Raw genomic sequence first — 4,552 nt, forward strand, 5'->3', positions numbered from 1 at the left:
ATGCCGTCTCGCGGGTCGAGGGGGTATTGTGTTCTGAGTGAAGAAAGTATTGTGTCCTGAGTGAAGAAAATGCCGTCTCGCGGGTCGAGGGGGTATTGTGTTCTGAGTGAAGAAAGTATTGTGTTCTGAGTGAAGCGGTATTGTGTCCTGAGTGAAGGAATATTGTGTTCTGAGTGAAGCGGTATTGTGTTCTGAGTGAAGGAATATTGTGTTCTGAGTGAAGCGGACGGCATTGAAACCCTTACTATGCAACGCTTTGAGTTTCGGGTAACTCTTAGAACTATGTTTAACTATAAGAACAACAACAGGAGCTTTTGTTGTTGCTTTTTGAGAAAAGAGGTGCGAAGATGAACCACGAAAACAAGAATCTGGAGATGGGAAGAGATGAGATGAACCTGGTGGAGTTCCCCATCACTCTTCTTGCAAAGAGACAGGAGCCGGGGACGAGAACCATCAAGTTCGCAGATACCATTGCAGGCGAGAAGGATAAACCTATTAAGAGGGAATGGACGGTGACAGGCTCTGATGAGTTCGGCCTTCCTCTTGCGATTGACAATGACGTGCTGCTTGCCATTATGCTGATGGGCAAGAATAACAACTTTGAGAACAGGACTATTCATTTTTCACGTTACAAGCTTTGCAAGATTATGGGGTGGGATATAGATGGAAGGGCCTATAGGAGGATAGAGGACGCTCTGGACAGGCTCAAGGGAGTAAGCGTGAAAGCGAAAAACGCCTTCTGGGACAACGAGCGGAAAGCCTATGTCACCACGAATTTCGGAATAATAGACAACTATGAGCTCCTTGACAGCTCAAAGGCGGGGCCAGCGGGCCAGGAATCCTTTCCTTTCAGTTATGTAAACTTGAATGAGGTGATATTTAAGTCTATTAAAGCGGGGTATATAAAGAGTCTTGATGCAAAGGTATATTTTGGCTTTGAGAGCGCTATCACCAAAAAGCTTTTTCGATATCTTGATAAAAAGAGGTATGACGGCAAAAAGAAGTTTGAGATAAATATATATGCTCTGGCCTATCACCATATAGGTTTTGATTCAGATACTTACAAATATGCTTCAAAGATAAAAGAAAAACTTAATACCGCGCACAGGGAGCTTATAGAGATAGGCTTTATCAAGTCTGCGGAATATCAAAAGACTTCTGACGGCAGCACTGAGAAGGTAGTGTATGTTTTCGGGAAGAAGGGTGAGCTGCTTGAGCCGGTCAGGGAGCAGGAGCGGGAAGAAGGGCCTCCTGAGGAAGAGCTTCTCAGGAGGCTCCAGGAAACGGGTATTTCGGGAAAGGTGGCGGAGCAGCTTCTTCGCGAGTATCCGCAGGATCTCATAGAAAAGCAGCTTGAAGCCCTTCCTTACCGGAAGGCTGCTGACGCCCCGGCGGTGCTCATTGCGTCTATTCAGGGGGAATGGGCGCTCCCGCCGAAATATCTGGAGAAAGTGAAGGAAGAGGATGTCAGGGAGCGGGAGAGGGAAGAGCGCGGTGAAGAGGAGCGCGTGAAGGCAGAGCGGCGCAGGAGGATAGAGAGGTATATCTCGTCGCTTTCCAAGGATGAGCTCGTGGAGCTCACGAAGGAGGCGCGGGGGCTTCTGATGGATGAAGGGGGGGCTCTGTTCCGGGAGAGAGAGGTGCCGGACCATATGCTCAAGGCATATATCCACATGGCGGTGGAGAGCCGCCTGGGGGTGGAGCGGTAAAGGGGAGATGCCGCAGGAGCAAAGGTGAGGGGGCTTCTCAGCGGGAGATGCTGTAGGGCCAAAGCTGGTCCGTCGAGAGGGGCGTCCCGCTGGTGAGGTCGGTGAAGAAGGGAATGACAAGGCCAAGGGTGTCGCCGCGGCGGGCCGCAGGGAGGTTCACCGGGGGGATGTCCACGGTGAGGGTGCCCCGGCCTTTCTCGATGGGCACGAAGAACTCACGCCAGCAGAAGCTGCTCGGCATGGCGCAGTATTTTATCACCACGTAGCCGAGACCTACGGTGTAGATGTTATACGCTATCTTGAGGGCGAAGGGGCGTTTGATGCCGGTCTCGATGAGGGTGCCGGGCGCGGGGTTGACGGAGAGGATCTGCATGTAATCGCGGGAGACCATGTTTTCCTTGTATTCGGCATAGACATTTCCCTGGAGATAATTTACGCTGCTTGCGAAGGCGAGCTCGCGGCCTGCGGGCGTCACCATGGAGAGGACCAGCAGGATCTTCTGCGGCGGTGAGGGGGCTTTTTTCACAAGGATCGTCGTGCTCAGGAGGCTTGACCCCCCGTCGCCTTTCTTGATGGCCAGGCGCGCTGACGAGGCGATGCGCTCACGGGCCCCATGGGCGCCGAAGGAGTAGACGTTGAGCACGATGTGCGCCTCGGGGCAGGAGTTGAGGGAGTAGGAGAAGTTGAGGGCGTAGTGAAACTTCGAGGGGGTAAGGATGTAGGCGCCGGTGCCGGGCACGACGGCGCTCATGGTGACAGAGTCCTTTCCCGTGCGGGTCACCACTTCCGAAGCGGCCTGGCATGGCGGAGAGGCGAAGAGCATGATGAAGAGGGCCGTGGTGATGAAAAATGCGCGCCTTGTGGCCATAGGGTTCTCCTTGTCAATAACCGAGCAGCCTTGTCCTTATAAGCAGCCCGGAATTTTCCAGCGGTGCCTTCCCCGTAGGGATATAGGGGGAATCTTTATACCATTCGTCGAGTAAATCCTTCAACTGGGTGAATTTCTGGGTGTTGGTCGAGGCGGAGCTCTCCGTCTCATTGGGGTCCTGCTCCAGGTTGAAAAGCTCGGTGGCGCCCGGTGAGCGGTAAAAGGAGTTCCGCCTGCGGCTTTTCCCCTGCATCAGGTCGTAATAGGTGATGAGCTTCCATGAGCCCTGGCGTACCATGGCGCAGCGCTGGAGGTACCCTTCGGCGTAAATGGCGAAGTGGAGGGGGGTGTCGCGGCCCTGGAGGAGAGGGATGAGGCTGATGCCGTCGCCCTGGATCTCCGTTTTAAGAGAGAGGAGGGCGGCCAGGGTGGGCATGATGTCGAGGGTCAGGACGAGCTGGGTAGCGACGCGGTCCGCAGGGATGACGCCGGGATAGCTGATGATGAGGGGGACGTGAACGATCTCCTCGTAAAGCCCCTGGTGCTCGTTGGAGAGGAGGTGCTCCTCGACGGCCTGGCCGTGGTCGGCGGTGAGAGCGATGAGGGTGCGGCTCCTGAGGCCGAGCTCGTCGAGGGTGGAAAGCAGGGTGCCCAGGGAGTGGTCCACATAGGCGACTTCGCGGTCATACGAAAGGGCCTTGGAGGAGCCGTAGGCTTCAGGGCTGTCGTAGGGCTCGTTGAGGTCGTTGTAGTGGACCCAGAGAAACCAGGGCTCCGTGCGGTGCGTCTCGAGGAAGGACGCCGCGGCGAGGTTCACCTCGCCGGCCATAAGGGTGCGGTGCAGGGTGCCGGGCGAAGCATAGGAATCGAAGGAGTCTGCCGGGGGAAAGACCTCTTTGTCCAGCAGGAACGTGCCGACGCATGCCCCGGTGGCGTAGCCGCTTTTTTTGAAGAGGGCGGGGAGGAGCTCGGCGGGGCATTTCGCCGGAAAATGATAAGGCGAATGGCGTTTGACGTACATGGAGGTGAGGATTGACCAGCACGAGGGGTTGGCCATGTCGGACACGGTATACGCCTGGGTGAAGCGCGTTCCTTGCCGGGCAAGCCTGTCAAGGACAGGCGTTTCCGCCGCCCCTGCGCCATATATCCTTATGCGGTCAGCCCTGAGGGCTCCTACAGTCACAAGGAGCACGTTGGGTTTGGGATCAGGCGCCTGGCGCGGCGCGCATCCCCAGAAGAAGAGGAGCATGGCGCAGAACGCCAGGGCTGTGCCCCGTAAAAAGAGAGCCGTGCCGTTTCTCATAGATTGTTACTGTCCGGGATTCGTTTCGGGAGAGGTGCCGCCCTGAGCGCCCGGCGCCCCGCCTGATCCGGAAGAGCTTTTCTCCCTGAGGAACTTCACCGCGGCCATAACGGCAGGGTCCACGTTGTTCTTCATCTCGTCAGGCGTAATGGGGCCCATCTCGATTCCCTGCTCCGAATAGCGCTGTGACTTGATATAGTCCACCTGGTTCTTGGTGAACGCCTGCTGGATGACCTTGTTGTTGTTGTCTATCTGCTGGTAAGTCGCGAGGGCCTTTTCAAGGATCGCGGCGATCTTTTGCTTCTGTACCTTTGAGAGCTTGTATTTCTCGTGGGTGGAGAGGGCCGTCACGCCTCTTACAAGGTCAATGAGGCCGAGAGGAGGCTGGCGCATCATCCCGCCGCCCTGGCCGCCCTGGCCGCCGGGACCCATCATCCCGCCGCCCTGGCCACCGGGGCCCATCATCCCGCCGCCCTGGCCGCCCTGGCCACCGGGGCCCATCATCCCGCCGCCCTGGCCGCCCTGGCCACCGGGGCCCATCATCCCGCCGCCCTGGCCACCGGGGCCCATCATCCCGCCGCCCTGGCCACCGGGACCCATCATCCCGCCGCCCTGGCCACCGGGACCCATCATCCCGCCGCCCTGGCCGCCGGGACCCATCATTCCGCCGCC

Annotated in this window: 4 protein-coding genes; 1 reads left to right on the top strand and 3 read right to left on the bottom strand. The window is 57.4% G+C overall.

Translation table 11 applies throughout. The features are described 5' to 3' along the window. Window positions 1–347 precede the first annotated feature (347 nt). Complete coding sequence (gene trfA / locus RDV48_29775; protein ID MDQ7827023.1) at window positions 348–1,709, top strand: plasmid replication initiator TrfA; 1,362 nt, start codon at window positions 348–350, stop codon at window positions 1,707–1,709. A gap of 37 nt (window positions 1,710–1,746) precedes the next feature. Here trfA and RDV48_29780 read toward each other — a convergent pair whose 3' ends face one another. The 3 genes from RDV48_29780 to RDV48_29790 form a co-directional block, all read right to left on the bottom strand. Further along, the gene (locus tag RDV48_29780) at window positions 1,747–2,577 is read right to left on the bottom strand and encodes a hypothetical protein (protein ID MDQ7827024.1); all 831 of its coding nucleotides are present in this window, start codon (window positions 2,575–2,577) and stop codon (window positions 1,747–1,749) included. Between the two features lie 13 nt (window positions 2,578–2,590). Next, complete coding sequence (locus RDV48_29785) at window positions 2,591–3,880, bottom strand: sulfatase (protein MDQ7827025.1); 1,290 nt, start codon at window positions 3,878–3,880, stop codon at window positions 2,591–2,593. A gap of 6 nt (window positions 3,881–3,886) precedes the next feature. Further along, the coding region (locus RDV48_29790) for a hypothetical protein (protein ID MDQ7827026.1) at window positions 3,887–4,552 on the bottom strand (666 nt) is incomplete at its 5' end.

The organism is Candidatus Eremiobacterota bacterium (assembly GCA_031082125.1).
GTDB lineage: Bacteria > Vulcanimicrobiota > CADAWZ01 > CADAWZ01 > Ess09-12 > Ess09-12.